This is a genomic window from Mycobacterium sp. E796, from assembly GCF_001672815.1.
Lineage (GTDB): Bacteria > Actinomycetota > Actinomycetes > Mycobacteriales > Mycobacteriaceae > Mycobacterium.
Window position 1 is genome coordinate 1 of record NZ_LZKK01000347.1, and the last position, 19,558, is coordinate 19,558.

Annotated in this window: 21 protein-coding genes and 2 pseudogenes; all 23 read left to right on the plus strand. The window is 68.5% G+C overall.

Translation table 11 applies throughout. The annotated features are described in order from the left end of the window. Positions 1-190 precede the first annotated feature (190 nt). The 23 genes and pseudogenes from A5706_RS33865 (at position 191) to A5706_RS28465 (ending at position 19,554) form a co-directional block, all read left to right on the plus strand. Positions 191-712 carry a hypothetical protein gene (locus A5706_RS33865; protein ID WP_068138733.1) on the plus strand — a complete coding sequence of 174 codons (522 nt, stop codon included), beginning with the start codon at positions 191-193 and terminating at the stop codon, positions 710-712. A gap of 30 nt (positions 713-742) precedes the next feature. Continuing rightward, positions 743-1,117 carry a DoxX family protein gene (locus A5706_RS28365; protein ID WP_068138735.1) on the plus strand — a complete coding sequence of 125 codons (375 nt, stop codon included), beginning with the start codon at positions 743-745 and terminating at the stop codon, positions 1,115-1,117. Between the two features lie 49 nt (positions 1,118-1,166). Beyond that, positions 1,167-1,379, plus strand: a complete 213-nt coding sequence (locus tag A5706_RS34650; protein WP_068138738.1) for a hypothetical protein — start codon at positions 1,167-1,169, stop codon at positions 1,377-1,379. Further along, a pseudogene (locus A5706_RS35370) lies at positions 1,352-1,632 on the plus strand (oxidoreductase); the annotation flags it as partial. The gene A5706_RS34650 and the pseudogene A5706_RS35370, both read left to right, overlap by 28 nt. Before the next feature lie 22 nt (positions 1,633-1,654). Beyond that, positions 1,655-2,626: an NADPH:quinone oxidoreductase family protein gene (locus tag A5706_RS28375; RefSeq protein WP_068138807.1), complete on the plus strand. Its 972-nt coding sequence runs from the start codon at positions 1,655-1,657 to the stop codon at positions 2,624-2,626. A gap of 266 nt (positions 2,627-2,892) precedes the next feature. Next, on the plus strand, positions 2,893-3,984 hold the full coding sequence (locus tag A5706_RS28380; RefSeq protein ID WP_068138740.1) for a homogentisate 1,2-dioxygenase: 1,092 nt from the start codon (positions 2,893-2,895) through the stop codon (positions 3,982-3,984). Further along, on the plus strand, positions 3,984-5,159 hold the full coding sequence (locus A5706_RS28385; protein ID WP_068138743.1) for an alpha/beta fold hydrolase: 1,176 nt from the start codon (positions 3,984-3,986) through the stop codon (positions 5,157-5,159). The genes A5706_RS28380 and A5706_RS28385 overlap by 1 nt, the downstream gene beginning before the upstream one ends. After that, positions 5,156-6,355 carry a CaiB/BaiF CoA-transferase family protein gene (locus A5706_RS28390; protein WP_068138747.1) on the plus strand — a complete coding sequence of 400 codons (1,200 nt, stop codon included), beginning with the start codon at positions 5,156-5,158 and terminating at the stop codon, positions 6,353-6,355. Before A5706_RS28385 ends, A5706_RS28390 begins: the two co-directional genes overlap by 4 nt. Further along, complete coding sequence (locus A5706_RS28395; RefSeq protein WP_068138752.1) at positions 6,352-7,248, plus strand: hydroxymethylglutaryl-CoA lyase; 897 nt, start codon at positions 6,352-6,354, stop codon at positions 7,246-7,248. The genes A5706_RS28390 and A5706_RS28395 overlap by 4 nt, the downstream gene beginning before the upstream one ends. Continuing rightward, complete coding sequence (locus A5706_RS28400; protein WP_068138755.1) at positions 7,248-7,865, plus strand: TetR/AcrR family transcriptional regulator; 618 nt, start codon at positions 7,248-7,250, stop codon at positions 7,863-7,865. Before A5706_RS28395 ends, A5706_RS28400 begins: the two co-directional genes overlap by 1 nt. Positions 7,866-7,867: 2 nt before the next feature. After that, positions 7,868-9,106, plus strand: coding sequence for an acyl-CoA dehydrogenase family protein (locus A5706_RS28405; protein ID WP_068138758.1), 1,239 nt, complete (start codon positions 7,868-7,870; stop codon positions 9,104-9,106). Then, on the plus strand, positions 9,103-10,101 hold the full coding sequence (locus tag A5706_RS28410) for a phosphotransferase family protein (RefSeq protein ID WP_068138761.1): 999 nt from the start codon (positions 9,103-9,105) through the stop codon (positions 10,099-10,101). The genes A5706_RS28405 and A5706_RS28410 overlap by 4 nt, the downstream gene beginning before the upstream one ends. Further along, positions 10,098-10,439 carry a DUF6285 domain-containing protein gene (locus A5706_RS28415; protein ID WP_068138764.1) on the plus strand — a complete coding sequence of 114 codons (342 nt, stop codon included), beginning with the start codon at positions 10,098-10,100 and terminating at the stop codon, positions 10,437-10,439. The genes A5706_RS28410 and A5706_RS28415 overlap by 4 nt, the downstream gene beginning before the upstream one ends. A gap of 10 nt (positions 10,440-10,449) precedes the next feature. Beyond that, positions 10,450-10,850 (plus strand): annotated as a pseudogene (locus A5706_RS28420) (nuclear transport factor 2 family protein). A 33-nt stretch (positions 10,851-10,883) separates the two neighbouring features. Continuing rightward, on the plus strand, positions 10,884-11,420 hold the full coding sequence (locus tag A5706_RS28425; RefSeq protein ID WP_068138767.1) for a YceI family protein: 537 nt from the start codon (positions 10,884-10,886) through the stop codon (positions 11,418-11,420). 29 nt (positions 11,421-11,449) lie between these two features. Continuing rightward, positions 11,450-11,851, plus strand: a complete 402-nt coding sequence (locus A5706_RS28430) for a response regulator transcription factor (RefSeq protein ID WP_068138771.1) — start codon at positions 11,450-11,452, stop codon at positions 11,849-11,851. Between the two features lie 263 nt (positions 11,852-12,114). Beyond that, positions 12,115-12,492: an NADH-quinone oxidoreductase subunit A gene (locus tag A5706_RS28435; protein WP_068138774.1), complete on the plus strand. Its 378-nt coding sequence runs from the start codon at positions 12,115-12,117 to the stop codon at positions 12,490-12,492. A gap of 8 nt (positions 12,493-12,500) precedes the next feature. After that, positions 12,501-13,055, plus strand: coding sequence for an NADH-quinone oxidoreductase subunit B family protein (locus tag A5706_RS28440; protein ID WP_068102870.1), 555 nt, complete (start codon positions 12,501-12,503; stop codon positions 13,053-13,055). Beyond that, positions 13,052-13,780 (plus strand): NADH-quinone oxidoreductase subunit C, encoded by a 729-nt coding sequence (locus A5706_RS28445; RefSeq protein ID WP_068138777.1) that lies wholly within the window; start codon positions 13,052-13,054, stop codon positions 13,778-13,780. The genes A5706_RS28440 and A5706_RS28445 overlap by 4 nt, the downstream gene beginning before the upstream one ends. Continuing rightward, complete coding sequence (gene nuoD, locus A5706_RS28450) at positions 13,780-15,078, plus strand: NADH dehydrogenase (quinone) subunit D (protein WP_068138780.1); 1,299 nt, start codon at positions 13,780-13,782, stop codon at positions 15,076-15,078. The genes A5706_RS28445 and nuoD overlap by 1 nt, the downstream gene beginning before the upstream one ends. Beyond that, on the plus strand, positions 15,075-15,830 hold the full coding sequence (nuoE, locus tag A5706_RS28455) for an NADH-quinone oxidoreductase subunit NuoE (RefSeq protein WP_068138782.1): 756 nt from the start codon (positions 15,075-15,077) through the stop codon (positions 15,828-15,830). Before nuoD ends, nuoE begins: the two co-directional genes overlap by 4 nt. After that, positions 15,827-17,140, plus strand: a complete 1,314-nt coding sequence (nuoF, locus tag A5706_RS28460; RefSeq protein ID WP_068138785.1) for an NADH-quinone oxidoreductase subunit NuoF — start codon at positions 15,827-15,829, stop codon at positions 17,138-17,140. Before nuoE ends, nuoF begins: the two co-directional genes overlap by 4 nt. Then, complete coding sequence (locus A5706_RS28465; RefSeq protein ID WP_068138789.1) at positions 17,137-19,554, plus strand: NADH-quinone oxidoreductase subunit G; 2,418 nt, start codon at positions 17,137-17,139, stop codon at positions 19,552-19,554. Before nuoF ends, A5706_RS28465 begins: the two co-directional genes overlap by 4 nt. Positions 19,555-19,558: the final 4 nt, after the last annotated feature.

The window sequence follows — 19,558 nt, forward strand, 5'->3', positions numbered from 1 at the left end:
TCTGCTCGCGGTGCGCGCGGCCGGCGGCGCTGTCCTCGGCGACGAGTCGGCTGTCGACCATCTCGCGGAACTGCAGGATCACCATCACGTTCTCTATGCACGCGGTGCGGTTTCGTTCCCCGATCGGCCGGCGCTCGGTCTCGTAGCTGGCCAACAACGCCGGTCCGCCCCAACCCTGCAGTTCCGCGAGATGGTCGACAGCCGACTCGTCGCCGAGGACAGCGCCGCCGGCCGCGCGCACCGCGAGCAGATCGCGCGGTTCCTGGCCGCCAATGACGCCGAAAACATCAGCCTCGGAATCGAACTCGACGTGCGCTACGACGCCTCACCGGTTGTCGTTCCCGACGGCAGCCTGGCGCCGCCGTGGGACCGCCGGACCTTCGCCCCCACCGTGCGGCCCGGCCATCGCGCACCCAATGTGGTTGTGGGCGAAGACGAGACGCTGTTCGACCGCTTCGGTCCCGGGTTCACGCTCGTCGACGCGCTCGGCGACGACGGCGGATCCGGGCCGCTGCTGACCGAGGCCACCCGGGCCGGCTTGCCCATCCGCCATCTGCGGCTCACCGATCCGGGGCTGGCCGCGTTGTACGGGCGCCGGTTGGTGTTGATCCGCCCGGACCTGCACATCGCCTGGAGCCACACCGACGCCGGCGACGCCGCCGCCGTCATCGCGCGCATACGCGGCCTGCAGCCGGCCGACGTGGGCGCGTAAACCCCTCGGACACAACGGAAAGCGAGAACGATGAACACCCTGCTATGGACCTTGCAAGTCGTGCTGGCCGTGGTCTTCGCCGGCGCCGGCGCCGTCAAGCTCATCAAGCCCCGCGAGTGGCTGTCGAAGAACCTCGGGGACTGGGTCGACAACGTCCCCGCGTGGTTCCCCAAGGCCCTCGGCACCGCCGAAGTCCTGGCCGCCATCGGGCTGATCGTGCCGCCGCTGGTCCACATCGCACCGGTCCTCACGCCGTTCGCGGCCAGCGGACTGGTCATCGTCATGCTCGGCGCCATCGTCACGCACGCCCGCCGCGGCGAGTTCGCCAACGTCGCGTTCACCGTGGCGCTGGCCGTCATGGCCGGCGTCGTCGCCTGGGGACGCTTCGGGCCCTATGCGTTCTGACGAGCCGCCGTGTGAAACGGGTTCCGGCCGGTGCGGTTGGCGTCAACGTATGGACACGTTTCACGCGCTCGTCGCGCGCCAAGATGGTGACCCGATAACCGCGTCGGTCGAGACGCTGAGCTCCTCGGACCTGCCGCCCGGCGGGGTGACGGTCCGGGTGCAGTACTCGAGCGTCAACTTCAAGGACGCCGACGGCAAAGTCGGGCGACTGCGACTCGACGACCTCGCCGGTCAGGTCGATGCCCGGCCTGCAGCGGGCTGACCGGGGGGCCGGCGTCGCACACCACGGTGATGGCGTTCATCCTGCGTGGCATCGCGCTGCTCGGGAAGGACTCCGCGCTGATGCCGATCGGCCGGCGGCGCGAATTGTGGGCGCTGCTGGGCGATTCACTGCGGCCTCGCCACCTGGAGTCGCTGATCCACGAGGTCGACGTGAAGGACGTCGTCGGGGCGCTCGATCAGCCGCCGACGCGTTCTCCGGCCGGGCGGTGGTGCGGGTCGCCGGCGGGTTCTGAGTCGGCAGTAGGCTGTTCGACCATGCGAGCGGCACGGGTGACTCGGCTGGATGGTCCGGACGCGATCGAGGTGGCTGAGGTCGATGAACCCGCCGGGGACGGTGTGGTCGTCGAGGTGCACGCCGCCGGCGCGGCGTTCCCCGACGCGCTGCTGACCCGTGGCCTGTATCAGTACCGGCCGGAGCCGCCGTTCGTGCTCGGAGCCGAGATCGCCGGTGTGGTGCGGTCGGCCCCCGACAACATCCACGTCAAGGCCGGCGACCGCGTGGTCGCGCTGACGATGTTGTCGGGCGGAATGGCCGAGGTGGCCGTCGTGCAGCCCAACCGGGTGTTCAAGCTGCCGGACAACGTGAGCTTCGAGGCGGGCGCCGGCCTGCTGTTCAACGACCTCACGGTGTACTTCGCGCTGACCGTGCGCGGCCGCCTGGCCAACGGCGAGACCGTACTGGTGCACGGCGCGGCGGGCGGGATCGGCACCTCGACGCTGCGGCTGGCCTCGCTGTTGGGGGCGTCGCGCACCATTGCGGTCGTCAGCACCGAAGACAAGGCCGACGTCGCAACGGCCGCCGGCGCCACCGACGTGGTGCTGGCCGAGGGGTTCAAGGACGCCGTCAAGGAGCTCACCGGCGGCCGCGGCGTCGATGTGGTGGTCGATCCGGTCGGCGGCGACCGTTTCACCGATTCGCTGCGTTCGCTCGCGCCCGGCGGTCGGCTGCTGGTCATCGGATTCACCGGCGGCGAGATTCCCACCGTCAAGGTGAACCGGCTGCTGCTCAACAACATTGACGTCGTCGGCGTGGGTTGGGGAGCCTGGACCGCGACCCACCCGGACGCGCTGGCCGAGCAGTGGGCCGGCCTGGAGCGCCTGCTCAGCTCGGGCAAGCTGGCCGCCCCCACACCGGAGGTCTACCCGCTGGAGCAGGCGGCAGCGGCGGTCGCATCGCTCGAGAATCGTACGGCCAAGGGCAAAGTCGTGGTGCGCATCCGCGATTGACGCACTCCGGTCACGTCTGCCACGCAGGCCGCAGCGGAGAAGGAATTGCCTCTTTGCCCGCCTCGCAGCGACAACGGCCGCGCCGGTCTTGCACCAAGGAACTTGTCGCTGAGAGGCGGGCACAAAGGGTGTCCCTTCCTCCGGGAGACGCTTGGGGCGGATGTGACCAAAGCTACGAAGCCCTCGCCTCTTGTGCATCCCAAAAACAAAAAGTAATGTCACTTTCAGTTTTTGAGGCCCTGCCGCCGGAGCCCAGGAGTCGCCCCATGGAATCGTTTGTTCACCTGCGAAAAGGCAAGACGCCGCGCCGGCTGCACGCCGACCTCGACGGGCTGAAGGACGACGAGCTGGGCCGGGGCGGATTCACCGGCCGGACCGCCAACATGTACCGCCGCAACGACCCCACCGCCTATCGGTCGGTCGGCCCGCTGCGCCCTGTCGACGTGCTCGCCGGAGAGCTGAAACCCGGCGATGCCACCGACGCCGGCGGCGGTCCGCTGCTGATGTTCAGCAACGACGACTGCCGAATCCAGTTGAGCCGCCGCCACGAGCCGATGCCGTTTTACCTCCGCCACGTCGACGGCGACTTGCTGTGCTTCGTGCACCGCGGCGCGGGCCTGCTGGAGACCGAGTTCGGGCCGCTGCGCTACCGCGAGGGCGACTGGGTCTACATCCCGAAGGCGTGCACCTGGCGGCAGCTGCCCGATACCGAGACGACGCTGTTGATGATCGAGGCCAGCGACGAGTTCCGGGTGCCGCCGCCCGGCGCGCTCGGCCGCCACTTCCCGTTCGACCCGTCGCAGGCCACGATCCCCGAACCGCAGCCGATCGACGATGACGGGCGCGACGAGTACCAGGTCCGGCTCGTCCATGAGGGCGGGCCGACAACGCTGTTCTACCAACACAATCCGATCGACGTCGAAGGGTGGCGCGGTGACAACTTTCCGTTCACCTTCAACATCGCCGACTACAACGTGGTCACTTCGGACAGCGTTCACCTGCCGCCGACCGTGCATCTGTTCATGCAGGCCACCGGCGTCTATGTGATGAACTTCCTGCCAAAGCCTGCCGAGGGGGTCCCCGGCACGGAACGCACACCCTGGTATCACCGCAACGTCGACTACGACGAGATCGCCTTCTTCCACGGCGGGTCGCTCTACGGCATCCCGATGCCGCCCGGCCTGATCACCCATGCGCCGCAAGGGGTTCACCACGGCGCGCCGGAGAAGGCGCGGGAACGCGCGCGCCGCAAGTTCGACGAGCATTCGCGGGTGGACTGGCAGGTCATCGCCGTCGACACCCGTCGGCGGCTGACCCCGTCGGCCGAGGTGCTGGCGCACGACCTCGGGCAGCACTGATGAAACACGAATACGACCGCATCCCGTATCTCATTGCGTTCCAGAGCAATTCCGCGGTCCGCGACGTGTACGGCGGACTGGCCGAGATCACCGTGCTGGAAAGCTATCTGCTCAAGCCCAAGGACAAGCCGTCCGACACCGTGTTGGTGTTCATGCATCCCATCGGCGGCGGCGCGTACCTGCCGATGACGGGCGCGCTGGCCCGCGCCGGCCACCACGTCATCTACTGCAACAGCCGGTTCCGCGGCACGGATTCGGCGCTGCTGATGGAGAAGGTGGTCGAGGACCTCGGCGAGTGCATCAAGGACGCCAGGAAGAGGCTGGGCTACGCCAAGGTGGTGCTGGCCGGGTGGAGCGGCGGCGGCTCGCTGTCGATGTTCTACCAGCAGCAGGCCCACAAACCGACAATCACCGCGAGCCCGTCCGGCGACGGCCCCGACCTCACCAAGCTGGACCTGCCCGAGGCCGACGGGATCATGCTGCTGGCCGCGCACATCAGCCGGCACGGCACGCTCACCGAATGGCTGGACGCGTCGATCCTCGACGAGTCCGACCCCACCAAGCGCGACCCCGAGCTCGATCTCTATAACCCGGCCAACCCCAACCAACCGCCCTACCGCGAAGAGTTTCTGACCCGGTACCGGCAGGCGCAGATCGACCGCAACCGGCGCATCACCGCATGGGTGAAGGAAAAGCTCGCCGAACTGCGGGCCGCCGGCCGCCCCGACGAAGAATTTTGCTTCGTCGTGCACGGCACCATGGCCGACCCGCGCTGGCTCGACCCGACCGTCGATCCCAACGAACGCACCCCCGGAACCTGCTACCTGGGCGATCCTCGAGTGGTGAACATGAGCCCGGTCGGGTTGGCCCGGTTTTCGACGCTGCGCGGCTGGCTGTCGCAATGGAGCTACGACGACGCCCGCGGCGATGGGGTGGCGTGCGGGCGCGACCTCGCGGTCCCGGCGCTGGTGATCGGTAACCTGGCCGACGACGCCTGCACGCCCAGCCACACCCGACGGCTTTACGAGGCGATCGGGCACCCGGACAAGGAGATGCACGAAATTTCCGGTGCCACACACTATTACGCTGGCCCCGACCAGCGGGACAAGCTGCGGCACGCCGTCGACGTGGTCACCGACTGGCTGGTCCGCCACGACTTCGCGAGCAAAGAGTGACCGGCCCGCTGGACGGCGTCCGGGTGCTGGAACTCGGCACCCTGATCGCCGGGCCGTTCGCCGGCCGGCTGCTCGGCGACATGGGCGCCGACGTCGTCAAGGTGGAGCCCCCCGGCGCGCCGGACCCGCTGCGAACCTGGGGCCAGGCCGAACTGGACGGGCACCACGTGTTCTGGACGGTGCACGCGCGCAACAAGCGCGCCATCACGCTCGACCTGCGAAAGCCGCGCGGCCGCGGGCTGTTCCTCGACCTCGTCGCGAAATCCGACATCGTCGTGGAGAACTTCCGCCCGGGCACCCTCGAGAAATGGGAGCTGGGCTACGACGTGCTCTCCGAGCGCAACCCGGGCATCATCCTGGTTCGCGTATCCGGCTACGGGCAGACCGGCCCCGAGGCGCACAAGGCCGGCTACGCGTCGGTGGCCGAGGCCGCCAGCGGGCTGCGGCACCTCAACGGATTCCCCGGCGGGCCGCCGCCCCGGCTGGCGCTCTCGCTCGGCGACAGCCTGGCCGGCATGTTCGGCGCCCAGGGCGCGCTGGCCGCGCTGTATCGCCGCGGCGTCACCGGGCGCGGGCAGGTGGTCGACGTTGCGCTGACCGAATCGTGTCTGGCGGTCCAGGAATCCACGATTCCCGATTACGACGTCGGCGGCGTGGTGCGCGGGCCGTCGGGAACCCGGCTGGAGGGCATCGCGCCGTCCAACATCTACCGCAGCGCCGACGGCTCGTGGGTGGTGATCGCCGCCAACCAGGACACCGTGTTCGCGCGCCTGTGCAAGGCGATGGGGCGCCCCGAACTGGCCACCGACGACCGGTTCGCCACACACGGCGGCCGCGGCCGCAATCAGGACGAACTCGACGAGATCATCGGCGCGTGGGCCGCCGACCGCCAACCCGGCGAAATCATCGAAACCCTCTCGGCCGCGGGCGTGATCGCCGGGCCGATCAACACCGTCGCCGAGGTGGTCGACGACCCGCAGTTGCGGGCCCGCGGCATGCTGGTCGAACACTACGACGAAAGGGTCGGCCGCAACGTGCTCGGACCGGGCGTCGTCCCGGTGCTCTCGGACTCCCCCGGCGGCGTGCGCAACGCCGGCCCGGCGCGCCCGGGACAACACAACGACGACGTCTACATCGGCTTGCTCGGCAAGACCGCCGCGGAACTCGAAGAGCTCGAGCGCGAGGGGGTGTTATGACACAACACGTCGACATTCGCGAAGTGGCCCTACGCGACGGCCTGCAGATCGAAAGGCCAATCCCGTTGGCCGCCAAGCTGGAGCTGCTCGCCGCGGTGGCCGCCACCGGGGTGCGCGAGGTCGAGGCCACGGCGTTCGTGTCGCCGTCGAAGGTGCCGTCGATGGCCGATGCCGCCGAAGTCGCCGCGCAGCTGCGCAACTACCCCGACATCGAGTTCTCCGCCCTGGTGGCCAGCCCCAACGGCACCCGGCGAGCGGTTGCAGCGGGGCTGCGCTCCGTCGAATACGTGGTGGCCGCCAGCGACGCGTTCAGCGCGGCCAACGTCGGGCGCGACAGCGCCGAGGCCACCAGGCAGATCGAGGAGATCGTCGCCATCGCGCACGACGCCGGCGCTACCGTCGAAGTCATCGTCGCCACCGCGTGGGACTGCCCGTTCGACGGGCCGACGCCACCAGGGCGGGTGCTCGAGATCGGCGCGGCCGCCCAGGAACAACGTGTCGACCGGTTCTCGATCGCCGACACCATCGGCACCACCACCCCGCGACGGGTGAGTTCGCTCGTCTCCCAACTCCGTCCGGTGATCGGCGACATTCCCTTGGGCGGCCATTTCCACAACACCCGCGGCACCGGGCTGGCCAGCGCCTACGCGGCCGTCGAATCCGGGGTGACCCGGCTGGACGCGTCGATCGGGGGCCTGGGCGGCTGCCCGTTCGCCCCGGGCGCCACCGGCAACATCGCCACCGAGGACCTCGTCTACCTGTTGACCGACAGCGGTGTAGACGTCGACGTAGACCTGCGGGCCGCGATCGCCGCGGCCGAGGTCGCCAAATCCGTTGTGGGCCATGACCTGCCGAGCGCCCTGCTGCGCGCCGGCGACCGAATCCGGAACTGATGCCGACCGACACGTTGACCGCAAAGGGCCGCCAGACCAGGCAGGCCATCGAACAGGCCGCCCGAAAACTGTTCGCCGAACGCGGTTTTCACGGCACCACGCTGGCCGACATCACCTCGGCCGCGGGCAAGTCACCCGCCGTCTTCTACCGGTATTTCGACGACAAGGAAGACCTGCTGGCCGCCCTGGCGGAGTCGTTTCTGCACGAGGTCGTGGCGCCGCCCGGATTGCGCCTCGAGCTACCCGAATCCCCCGACGACGATGCGTTCTTCACGTCGGTGGTCACCGGGTACTGGAACATGTTCAAGCAGAACATCGGCATCATGATCGCCGTGGCACAGCTGGCGGCCACCCAGCCGCGCTTCGCGAGCGTCCAGAACGAATTCCGGCGCTTCGGCATGGACATCGTCGCCGCCTCGGTACGCCGCGCGCAGCAGCAGGGCTACGGAACCGAGCTCAATCCCCAACACACGGCGGCCGCGATCGCGCTCCTGTTCGAGAACTTCACCACCGTCTTCGCGGGCCCGTCGGGCCTGGACCTTCAGATCAGCGACCACGACGCCATCACCACCTTGTCGACGGTCTGGAAGAAAACCCTCTACGGCGCAGAGGAGTAACCGTGGATTTCACTCTGCCAGAACATCTTCCGGGAGTGCTCGCCGAGATGGATGCGTTCATCGAGTCGGAGATCAAGCCGCTGGAACGCGACAACATCCAGTATTTCGACCATCGCCGCGAGCATGCCCGCACCGATTGGGACAACGACGGCATCCCGTCACGCGAGTGGGAAGATCTGCTCGCCGAGATGCGCAGGCGCGCCGACAAGGCGGGCTGGCTGCGCTACGGTCTGCCGGCGTCGCTGGGCGGCCGCGACGGCACCAACCTGGACATGGCCGTCATTCGGGAACACTTGGCGCACAAGGGCCTTGGTTTGCACAATGACCTGCAGAACGAGTCATCGATCGTCGGGAATTTCCCGCAGGTGATCATGATGGAGCGCTTCGGCTCCGACGAGCAACGCCGCGACTGGTCGGAGGCGTTGATCACCGGGGAACGGTCGATGGCGTTCGGGCTGACCGAGCCGCGGCACGGCTCCGATGCGACCTGGCTGGAAACCCGCGCCGAGCGCGACGGTGACGGGTGGGTGCTCAACGGCTCGAAGCGGTTCAACACCGGGGTGCACCGGGCCACCCACGACCTGATCTTCGCGCGCACCTCCGGCGAACCCGGGGCCGCGCTGGGCATCACCGCGTTCCTCGTCCCGACGGATGCGCCGGGGTTCCGTGTCCCCTACTACTGGTGGACGTTCAACATGCCCACCGACCACGGTGAGGTCGAGTTGACCGACGTGCGGGTGCCCGCCGACGGGGTGCTCGGCGAAGTCGACCGCGGCCTGGAAGTCGCGCAAACGTTCCTGCACGAGAACCGGATCCGGCAAGCGGCGAGCAGCCTGGGTGCGGCCCAATACTGCATCGACCGTGCCGCCGAATACGCGGGCAGCCGCATGGTTTTCGGCAAGCCGCTGTCGGTCAACCAGGCCGTGCAGTGGCCGCTGGCCGAGCTGCAGACCGAGGCCCAGATGGTGCGGCTGCTGGTGCAATACGCGGCCTGGCATCTGGACCGCAACCACCACATGGAGGTCTCGGACAAGGTGTCGATGGCCAATTACCGCGCCAACCGGCTGGTCTGCGACGCGGCCGACCGGGCCATGCAGGTCTACGGCGGCCTCGGCTATAGCCGCCACGAGCAGTTCGAGCACATCTACCGCCATCACCGCCGCTACCGGATCACCGAGGGCGCCGAGGAGATCCAGATCCGGCGGGTGGCGCAGCGGCTGTTCAAGTTTGGCCACAAGTGACCGACAACGGCGAACTGGCCGGCAAGCTGGCCCGGGTGCTGGAGCCGGCGCTCGGCGCGAGGCCGGCGATCGAGAATCTGCGGGCGCTGACCGGCGGCGCCAGCCGCACCACGTGGGCGTTCGACGCCGTCGCGGGTGAACAACGCCGTTCGCTGATCCTGCGCACCGGTCCGCCCGACGACGTGCACGCCGGCATGGAGCTCGAAGCACGCGCCCAGGCCGCGGCCGCGGCGGCCGGCGCGCCGGTCCCCCACATCCTGATCGCCGACGATTCGGTTGCCGCCCTGGGCAATCCGTTCCTGATCTGCGATGCGATCAAGGGCGAGACCATCGTCCGGCGCATCCAGCGCCAGCTCGACGCCGCCGACGGCCACGCGGGCCGCACGCGCCTGCTGCAGCAGTGCGCGCGGGCGCTGGCCGCGATCCATCGCGCCGATCCGGACATCCCCGGCCTGGCACACGAGGACCAACTCGCGCACTGGCGCGAGCGGCTCGACGCCATAGGTGACACCACCGCCACCTTCGAGTGGGCGTTTCGCTGGCTCGAGGCGAACCGGCCGCAAAAATCCGAGCCTTCGAGCCCCGTTCTGGTGCACGGCGACTACCGGATGGGAAACCTCATCGTCGACGGGTCTGACCTGGCCGCCGTCCTGGACTGGGAGCTGGTCCACCTCGGCGAGGCGTACGAGGACCTGGCCTGGTTCTGCATCCGGGCCTGGCGGTTCGGCGCCCCGGCCGGCCTGGCCGCCGGCGGCCTCGGCAGCATCGAGGCCTTTCTCCGCGCCTACGAGGAGGCCGGTGCCGCTAGCGTCGACCGGGTGGCGTTTCACTGGTGGCTGGTGCTGGCGACGCTGCGCTGGGGTGTCATCTGCCGCTACCAGGCCGAGCGGCACCTGAGCGGCGAGTTCCGCTCGGTGGAGCTGGCGACGATCGGGCGCCGCGTCTGCGAGACCGAGTGGGACCTGCTCGACCTGCTGGAAGGAGCCCGCGCATGATCGGCGCATACGGCCGCCCGCTCGCCGCCGAGCTCGTCGACGCGGTGGCCGAGTTCCTCGAAACCGATGTCCGCGATGCGACCACCGGGCAGGTCAACTTCCACGCCAGGGTCGCCGCGAACGCGTTGCGCATCGTCGAGCGCGAACTGCTCGACGAGAGCGAGGAGGAGGCCGGCGCGGCGCTGGCCGGCCTGGGCTTCGCCGACGAGGAAGAGCTCGCCGCCGCGATCCGGGCCGGCGAGCTGGACGGCCGCGCCAACGACGTCACCGCCTGCCTGCGCACCCTGGTCCGGCGTCGCCTGGCGATCGCGCATCCCGGGTACGAGCAATCCGACTAACAGGAGCCCCATGTCCGCAGCCACCGAGCAGACCATCGTCGGCGTGGCCGACCGCCTGTTCGCGGCGATCGAAAGCGGCGACGTGCCCGCGGTCGATCGACTGTGGAACAACGACATCGCGGTCTGGCGGACGGGCGCGCGCCGCGATAACGACAAGCCCGGGCGATGCGGGTCATCGACTGGTTCATCACCGCCACCACCGAGCGCCACTACGAAATCCTCGACCGACGGCTCTTCGACGATGGCGCCGTCGCGGGCTTCGTGCAGCAGCACGTCCTGCACGCCACCGGCCATGCCGGCCAATCGATCTCCATGCGGGTCTGCATCGTGATCAGGGTGGGCGCCGGCGGGCTCATCGATCGGATCGACGAATACTTCGACCCCGTCGAGATCGCGCCGTTGCTGGCCTAACGGTTAGATTTGCCACGAGTCAGAGGGGGGACGATGACGACGCTGGAAACACTGCTGAGCGATCCCGACCTGGCCGGCGTGTGGAACCTGGTTCCCGATCGCTCGGCCATCACCTTCAAGGTCCGAAACTTCTGGGGCCTGCTGAACGTCAAGGGCCGCTTCGGCGAGTTCAGCGGCGACGGGCAGCTCACCGGCACGGGTGCCGTTTTCGGCCGCGTCGACATCCGGGCCGCGTCGCTGTCCACCGGCATCGGCCGTCGCGACAAGCACCTGCGCTCGGCCGACTTCTTCGACGTCGAGCGTTTCGGTGAGATCAGCGTCGTCGTCACCGCAGTCAACCCAACCAAAGGCAACGCCGCGGAACTTCGCGCCAGCTTCACCATCAAAGGCGTCACCGCGCCGCTGCCGCTGCCCGTCACGATCACCGAGCTGGAGGACGGTTCGATTCGGATCTCGGGCGAAACGAAGGTCGACCGGTCCCAATTCGACCTGGGCTGGAACAGGTTCGGCATGGTCGGTGCGACGGCAACGGCGGCGGCGCAGGCGGTCTTCGTTCGGGCAACCCGGTAGGGCTTGCGCGCCACCAGTACCATCTGAGCGTGCCCGACTCCAGCAGCGCCCTGCGGATCCTCGTCTACAGCAACAACGTCGAAACCCGCGAACGGGTGATGCGCGCATTGGGCAAGCACCTGCACCCGGACCTACCCGAGTTGACCTACGTCGAGGTGGCGACCGGCCCCATGGTGATTCGCACGATGGACGAGGGCGGCATCGACTTGGCCATTCTCGACGGCGAGGCGACACCCACCGGCGGCATGGGCATCGCCAAACAGCTCAGGGACGAACTCGAAACCTGCCCGCCGATCGTGGTGCTCACCGGCCGCCGCGACGACGCGTGGCTGGCCAACTGGTCGCGCGCCGACGCCGCCGTGCCGCATCCGCTGGACCCCATCGAGCTGGGCCGTACGGTGCTGGGGTTGCTCCGCGCCCCCGCCCGCTAGCAATTACCGCTCTCACCTGCGCCGACACGGAACCGTAGACCGTGTGGGCGGGTGCTCAGCACCGCCGCGACGACTCGCCCGAATGCGGGGACGTTAAAACCGGGCAAATAGCACCACCCCGAGCACGTGCGCCGACGCCAACGACGCTATGTTGAAAGTCACTGTGACGGGCCACAGACCCGGTTCGTCACAGCAGCCCGGTCACCGCCCGGCCGCCCGCTCAGTCGAGAAGGCGGCCGCATTACGACGGATCATGGAGCGAATTGAACGTCTACATACCCATCCTGGTGCTCGGCGGGATTGCCGCCGCCTTTGCCGTGGGCTCGGTCGGAATCGCGAGCCTGGCCGGGCCGAGGCGCTACAACAAGTCGAAGCTGGCTGCCTACGAATGCGGGATCGAGCCCACCGAATCCCCGGTGAGCGGCCCGCACGCCACGGCCGGACAGCGGTTCCCGGTGAAGTATTACCTGACCGCAATGCTGTTTATCGTCTTCGACATCGAAATCGTGTTCTTGTATCCCTGGGCCGTCAGCTACGACGCGCTCGGGACGTTCGCGTTGGTCGAAATGGTGGTGTTCATGCTCACGGTCTTCGTGGCCTACGCCTACGTGTGGCGCCGCGGCGGACTGACATGGGATTGAGGTAAAGAGTGGGCCTGGAAGAACAGCTGCCCGGTGGCATCCTGCTGTCCACCGTCGAGAAGGTGGCCGGCTACGTCCGCAAGAACTCGCTGTGGCCGGCGACGTTCGGGCTGGCGTGCTGCGCGATCGAGATGATGGCAACCGCCGGACCGAGGTTCGACATCGCGCGCTTCGGCATGGAACGGTTCTCGGCGACGCCGCGGCAGGCCGACCTGATGATCGTGGCCGGGCGGGTCAGCCAGAAGATGGCCCCGGTGCTGCGCCAGATCTACGACCAGATGGGCGAGCCGAAATGGGTGCTGGCCATGGGCGTGTGCGCGTCGTCGGGCGGAATGTTCAACAACTACTCGATCGTGCAGGGCGTCGACCACGTCGTCCCGGTCGACATCTACCTGCCCGGCTGCCCGCCCCGCCCGGAGATGCTGCTCCACGCAATCCTGAAGCTGCACGAGAAGATTCAGCAGATGCCGCTGGGCGTCAACCGCGAAGAGGCCATCGCCGAAGCCGAACAGGCCGCCCTGGCGGCCACGCCCACGATCGAGATGCGCGGACTGCTGCGATGAGCTCTCCCGACCACGACCCGACGGTAGCGGCCAGCGAAGTGGGGGGCGCCGTCCCTACCGCCGACGAAGAAGTGATCGACGTTCGTCGCGGCATGTTCGGGGTCCGCGGCACCGGCGACACCTCCGGTTACGGACGGCTGGTGCGCGAGATAACGCTGCCGGGCAGCAGCCCCCGGCCCTACGGCGGTTACTTCGACGACATCGCCGACAAGCTGGCGGAAGCGCTGGGCCGCAACGGCATCGAATTCGACGAGGCGATCGAGAAGGTCGTGGTCGACCGCGACGAGCTGACCCTGCACGTGCGCCGCGATCTGCTGCCGCAGGTCGCCCAGCGGCTGCGCGACGAACCCGACCTGCGGTTCGAGATGTGCCTGGGCGTCAACGGGGTGCACTACCCGCACGAGACGGGTCGGGAGCTGCACGCCGTCTACCCACTGCAGTCGATCACCCACAACCGTCGGCTGCGGCTGGAAGTGGCTGCGCCGGACAGTGATCCGCACATCCCGTCGCTGTACGGGGTCTACCCCACCAACGACTGGCACGAGCGCGAAACCTACGACTTCTTCGGGATCATCTTCGACGGCCACCCGTCGCTCACCAGGATCGAGATGCCCGACGACTGGCACGGGCACCCCCAACGCAAGGACTATCCGCTGGGCGGCATCCCGGTCGAGTACAAGGGCGCACAGATACCGCCGCCCGACGAACGCAGGGGTTACAACTAATGACTCAAGCTGAAACGGTTCTGGTCGCCGGCGGTCAGGACTGGGACCAGATCGTCGACGCCGCCCGCAACGCGGATCCCGGTGAACGCATCGTCGTCAACATGGGCCCCCAGCACCCGTCCACGCACGGCGTGCTGCGGCTGATCCTCGAGATCGAGGGCGAGACCGTCACGCAGGCCCGGTGCGGAATCGGCTACCTGCACACCGGGATCGAGAAGAACCTCGAGTACCGCTACTGGACCCAGGGCGTCACCTTCGTGACCCGGATGGACTACCTGTCACCGTTTTTCAACGAGACCGCCTACTGCCTGGGCGTGGAAAAGCTGCTCGGCATCACCGACGAGATACCGGAGCGCGTCAACGTCATCCGGGTGATGATGATGGAGCTCAACCGGATCTCGTCGCACCTGGTCGCGTTGGCCACCGGCGGGATGGAACTGGGCGCGATGACCCCGATGTTCGTCGGCTTCCGCGGGCGCGAGATCGTGCTGAAGCTGTTCGAATCGATCACCGGCCTGCGAATGAACAGTGCCTACATCCGGCCCGGCGGGGTCGCGCAGGACCTGCCGCCCAACGCGGAAACCGAGATCGCCGAGGCCCTCAAGGAGTTGAAGCAACCGCTGCGCGAAATGGGCGAGCTGCTCAACGAAAACGCCATCTGGAAAGCGCGGACCGAGGGCGTCGGCTACCTGGACCTGACCGGCTGCATGGCGCTGGGCATCACCGGCCCCATTCTGCGTTCCACCGGGCTGCCGCACGACCTGCGCAAGAGCGAACCCTACTGCGGCTACGAGAACTACGAGTTCGACGTGATCACCGACGACGGTTGTGATGCATACGGGCGCTACATCATTCGCGTCAAGGAGATGTGGGAGTCGATCAAGATCGTGGAGCAGTGTCTGGACAAGTTGCGGCCGGGCCCGACGATGGTCGAGAACCGCAAGATCGCCTGGCCCGCCGACCTGAAGGTGGGACCCGACGGCATGGGCAACTCGCCCGAGCACATCGCGAAGATCATGGGCAGCTCGATGGAGGCGCTGATCCACCACTTCAAGCTCGTCACCGAAGGCATTCGCGTTCCGGCCGGCCAGGTTTACGTCGCGGTGGAATCGCCCCGCGGCGAGCTCGGCGTGCACATGGTGAGCGACGGCGGCACCCGGCCCTACCGGGTGCACTACCGGGACCCGTCCTTCACCAACCTGCAGTCCGTCGCCGCGATGTGCGAGGGCGGAATGGTCGCGGACCTGATCGCCGCGGTCGCCAGCATCGACCCGGTGATGGGCGGGGTGGACCGATGACCGGGCCGCAGGGTCAGCCGGTGTTCATCCGGCTCGGACCGCCGCCCGGGGAACCCAACGCGTTCGTGACCGAGGGTGCGCCGCAGTCGTATTCGCCCGAGGTGCGGGCGCGCCTCGAGGTCGACGCCAAGGAGATCATCGGCCGCTACCCCGACAAGCGTTCGGCGCTGCTGCCGTTGCTGCACCTGGTGCAAGCCGAGGATTCCTACCTGACGCCGGCGGGACTCGAATTCTGTGGGGAGCAAATCGGATTGACCGGTGCCGAGGTGTCGGCGGTCGGCAGCTTCTACACGATGTACCGCCGCGGCCCCACCGGCGATTACCTGGTCGGCGTTTGCACCAACACGCTGTGCGCAGTCATGGGCGGCGACGCGATATTCGACTCCCTCAAGGAGCATCTGGGCATCGGCAACGATGAGACCACCGACGACGGCTCGGTCACGTTGCAGCACATCGAATGCAACGCGGCGTGCGACTTCGCCCCGGTAGTGATGGTCAACTGGGAGTTCTACGACAACCAGACCCCGGAGTCGGCGCGCGAACTTGTCGACTCGCTGCGGTCCGGAAATCCCAAGGCTCCCACCCGCGGTGCGCTGTGCAAGTTCCGCGAAACCTCGCGCATCCTGGCCGGCCTGCCCGACGAGCGTCCCGACGAAGGCCAGGGCGGCGCCGGTGCAGCCACTTTGGCCGGGCTGCAGGTGGCGAAGGAGAAGGGCATGGAAGCCCCGCCGGCTCCCGGAGGCGAGTCATGACCACCCCGCTGACCCCGGTCATCAGCCGCTACTGGGACGACCCGAAGTCGTTCACGCTGGAGACCTACCAGCGCCACGACGGTTACCAGGCGCTGAAGAAGGCCCTGAAGATGGAGCCCGACGCGGTGATTGGGGCCGTGAAGGACTCGGGTCTGCGCGGTCGCGGCGGCGCCGGCTTCTCGACCGGGACGAAGTGGTCGTTCATCCCGCAGGGCGACTCGGGTCCGGCCGCGAAGCCGCACTACCTGGTGGTCAACGCGGACGAATCCGAACCCGGTACGTGCAAAGACATTCCGCTGATGTTGGCGACGCCCCACCTGCTGGTGGAGGGCGCCATCATCGCCTCCTACGCGATCCGGGCCAGCCACGCCTTCATCTACGTGCGCGGCGAAGTGGTACCGGTGATACGCCGGCTGCAGAACGCGGTCGCCGAGGCGTACGCTGCAGGGTTTTTGGGCCGCGACATCGAAGGATCCGGCTACGACCTGGAGCTGGTGGTGCACGCCGGTGCGGGCGCTTACATCTGCGGCGAGGAAACCGCGCTACTGGAGGGTCTGGAGGGCCGGCGCGGCCAGCCGCGGCTGCGCCCGCCGTTCCCCGCCGTGGCCGGGCTTTACGGTTGCCCCACGGTGATCAACAACGTCGAGACGATCGCCAGCGTGCCGCCGATCATTCTCAACGGCGTCGAATGGTTCCGATCGATGGGCAGCGAGAAATCCCCTGGCTTCACGCTGTATTCACTGTCCGGGCATGTCACCCGCCCCGGCCAATACGAGGCCCCGCTCGGCATCACGCTGCGCGAATTGCTCGACTACGCCGGCGGGGTCCGCGCCGGGCATCGCCTGAAGTTCTGGACCCCCGGCGGGTCCTCGACGCCGCTGCTCACCGACGAACATCTGGACGTGCCACTGGATTACGAGGGCGTCGGTGCCGCCGGCTCGATGCTGGGCACCAAGGCGCTGGAGATCTTCGACGAGACCACCTGCGTGGTGCGCGCCGTGCAGCGCTGGACGTACTTCTACAAGCACGAGTCGTGCGGGAAGTGCACCCCGTGTCGCGAGGGCACGTTCTGGCTGGACCAGATCTACACCCGGCTCGAGACCGGCACGGGCACTCACGAGGATCTCGACAAGTTGCTCGACATCTCCGACGCGATCCTCGGAAAGTCGTTCTGCGCGTTGGGCGATGGCGCCGCCAGTCCGGTGATGTCGTCGATCCAGTACTTCCGCGACGAGTACGTCGCCCACGTCGAGGGCGGCGGCTGCCCGTTCGACCCCAGGGATTCCATGCTAAACGGAGGTGGCGCGTGACCCAGGCGGCCAAAACCGAATCAGGCGACGGGGTACGTCCGCCGGAGATGGTGACTTTGACCATCGACGGCGCCGAGATCAGCGTTCCCAAGGGCACGTTGGTGATTCGCGCGGCCGAGCTGATGGGCGTCCAGATTCCGCGGTTCTGTGACCACCCGCTGCTGGACCCGGTCGGCGCGTGCCGGCAGTGCATGGTCGAGGTCGAGGGACAACGCAAGCCGATGGCGTCGTGCACCATCGTGTGCACCGACGACATGGTGGTGCGCACCCAGCTGACTTCCGAGGCCGCGGACAAGGCCCAGCACGGCGTCATGGAGCTGTTGCTGATCAACCACCCACTGGACTGCCCGATGTGCGACAAGGGCGGCGAATGCCCGCTGCAGAACCAGGCAATGTCCAACGGCCGCGCCGAATCTCGGTTCACCGACGTCAAGCGCACGTTCGCCAAGCCGATCAACATCTCCTCGCAGGTGCTGCTGGACCGCGAGCGCTGCATCCTGTGCGCCCGCTGCACGCGGTTCTCGGAGCAGATCGCCGGTGACCCCTTCATCGACATGCAAGAGCGCGGGGCCCTGCAGCAGGTCGGCATCTACGCCAATGAGCCGTTCGACTCCTACTTTTCGGGCAACGCGGTGCAGATCTGCCCGGTGGGCGCGCTGACGGGCACCGCGTACCGCTTCCGGGCCCGCCCGTTCGACCTGGTCTCCAGCCCGAGCGTGTGCGAACACTGCGCCTCGGGGTGCGCGCAGCGCACCGACCACCGCCGCGGCAAGGTGCTGCGGCGGCTGGCCGGCGACGACCCCGAAGTCAACGAGGAGTGGAACTGCGACAAGGGCCGGTGGGCGTTCAACTACGCGACCCAGCCGGACGTGATCACCACTCCCCTGATCCGCGACGCCGACGGCACGCTGCAGCCGGCGTCGTGGTCGCACGCCATCGTGGCGGCGGCCGAGGGGCTCGAAGCGGCCCGCGGGCGCACCGGCGTGCTGGTCGGGGGCCGGGTGACCTGGGAAGACGCCTACGCCTACAGCAAGTTCGCCCGAATCACGTTGGACAGCAACGACATCGACTTCCGCGCCCGTCCGCACTCCGCTGAGGAAGCCGACTTCCTGGCCGCCCGCGTCGCGGGCCGGCCGGTGACCGTGAGCTACTCGGACCTGGAGTCGGCGCCCGTGGTGGTGCTGGTCGGCTTCGAGCCGGAGGACGAGTCGCCCATTGTGTTCCTGCGGTTGCGCAAGGCCGCCCGCAAGCACGGGCTGCCCGTCTACGCGATCGCGCCGTTCGCGACCCGGGCGCTGACGAAGTTGAAGGGCCGGTTGGTCAAGACCGTTCCGGGCGCCGAGGCCGCCGCGCTGGACGGGCTGGCCACCGGCGAAGCGGGCGAGCTGCTCTCGAAGCCGGGCGCGGTCATCATGGTCGGCGAGCGCCTGGCCACGGTGCCCGGCGGCCTGTCCGCCGCGGCGCGACTCGCCGAGGCCACCGGCGCCCGGCTGGCTTGGGTGCCGCGCCGCGCCGGTGAACGCGGCGCGTTGGAAGCCGGTGCCCTGCCCACCCTGCTGCCCGGCGGCCGCCCGGTCGCCGACGACGCCGCCCGCGCGCAGGTCGCCGCGGCGTGGAACGTCGACGAATTGCCTTCTGCCCCTGGGCGGGACGCGGACGGCATCCTGGCCGCCGCCGCCGACGGGTCCCTGGCGGCGCTGCTGGTCGGCGGCATCGAACCCAACGACTTCCCCGACCCGGACGCCGTGCTGGCCGCGCTGGACGCCGCCGGATTCATCGTCAGCCTGGAGTTGCGGCACAGCCCCGTCACCGAACGCGCCGACGTGGTGTTCCCGGTCGCGCCGACGACCCAGAAGTCCGGCGCCTTCGTCAACTGGGAAGGGCGCTACCGCGCGTTCGCGCCGGCGCTGCGCGGCACCACCGGGGAGGCCGGCCAGTCCGACCACAAGGTGCTCGACACGCTGGCCGACGAGTTGGGTATCTACCTGAATACCGGCACCGTCGAGTCGGCCCGCGAGGAACTCGCCGGGCTCGGCACCTGGGACGGCGGACACGTCGCCGACCCGCAGGTCGCGGCGCCGGAACCCACCACACCCGGGCAGGGGCAGGCCGTGCTGGCGGGATGGCGATTGCTGCTCGACGAGGGCCGAATGCAGGACGGCGAACCGCATTTGGCCGGTACCGCCCGCAAGCCCGTCGTGCGGCTGTCGGCCGAAACCGCCGCCGAGATCGGCGCCGCTGACGGTGACAACGTCACCGTCAGCACCCCGCGCGGCTCGATCATGTTGCCGCTGGCCATCACCGACATGCCCGACCGGGTGGTGTGGCTTCCGTTGAACTCGCCGGGTTCGGCGGTGCACCGGAAACTGGGCGTGACCCTGGGCAGCGTCGTCGAGATCGGAGTGGGCATATGACGGT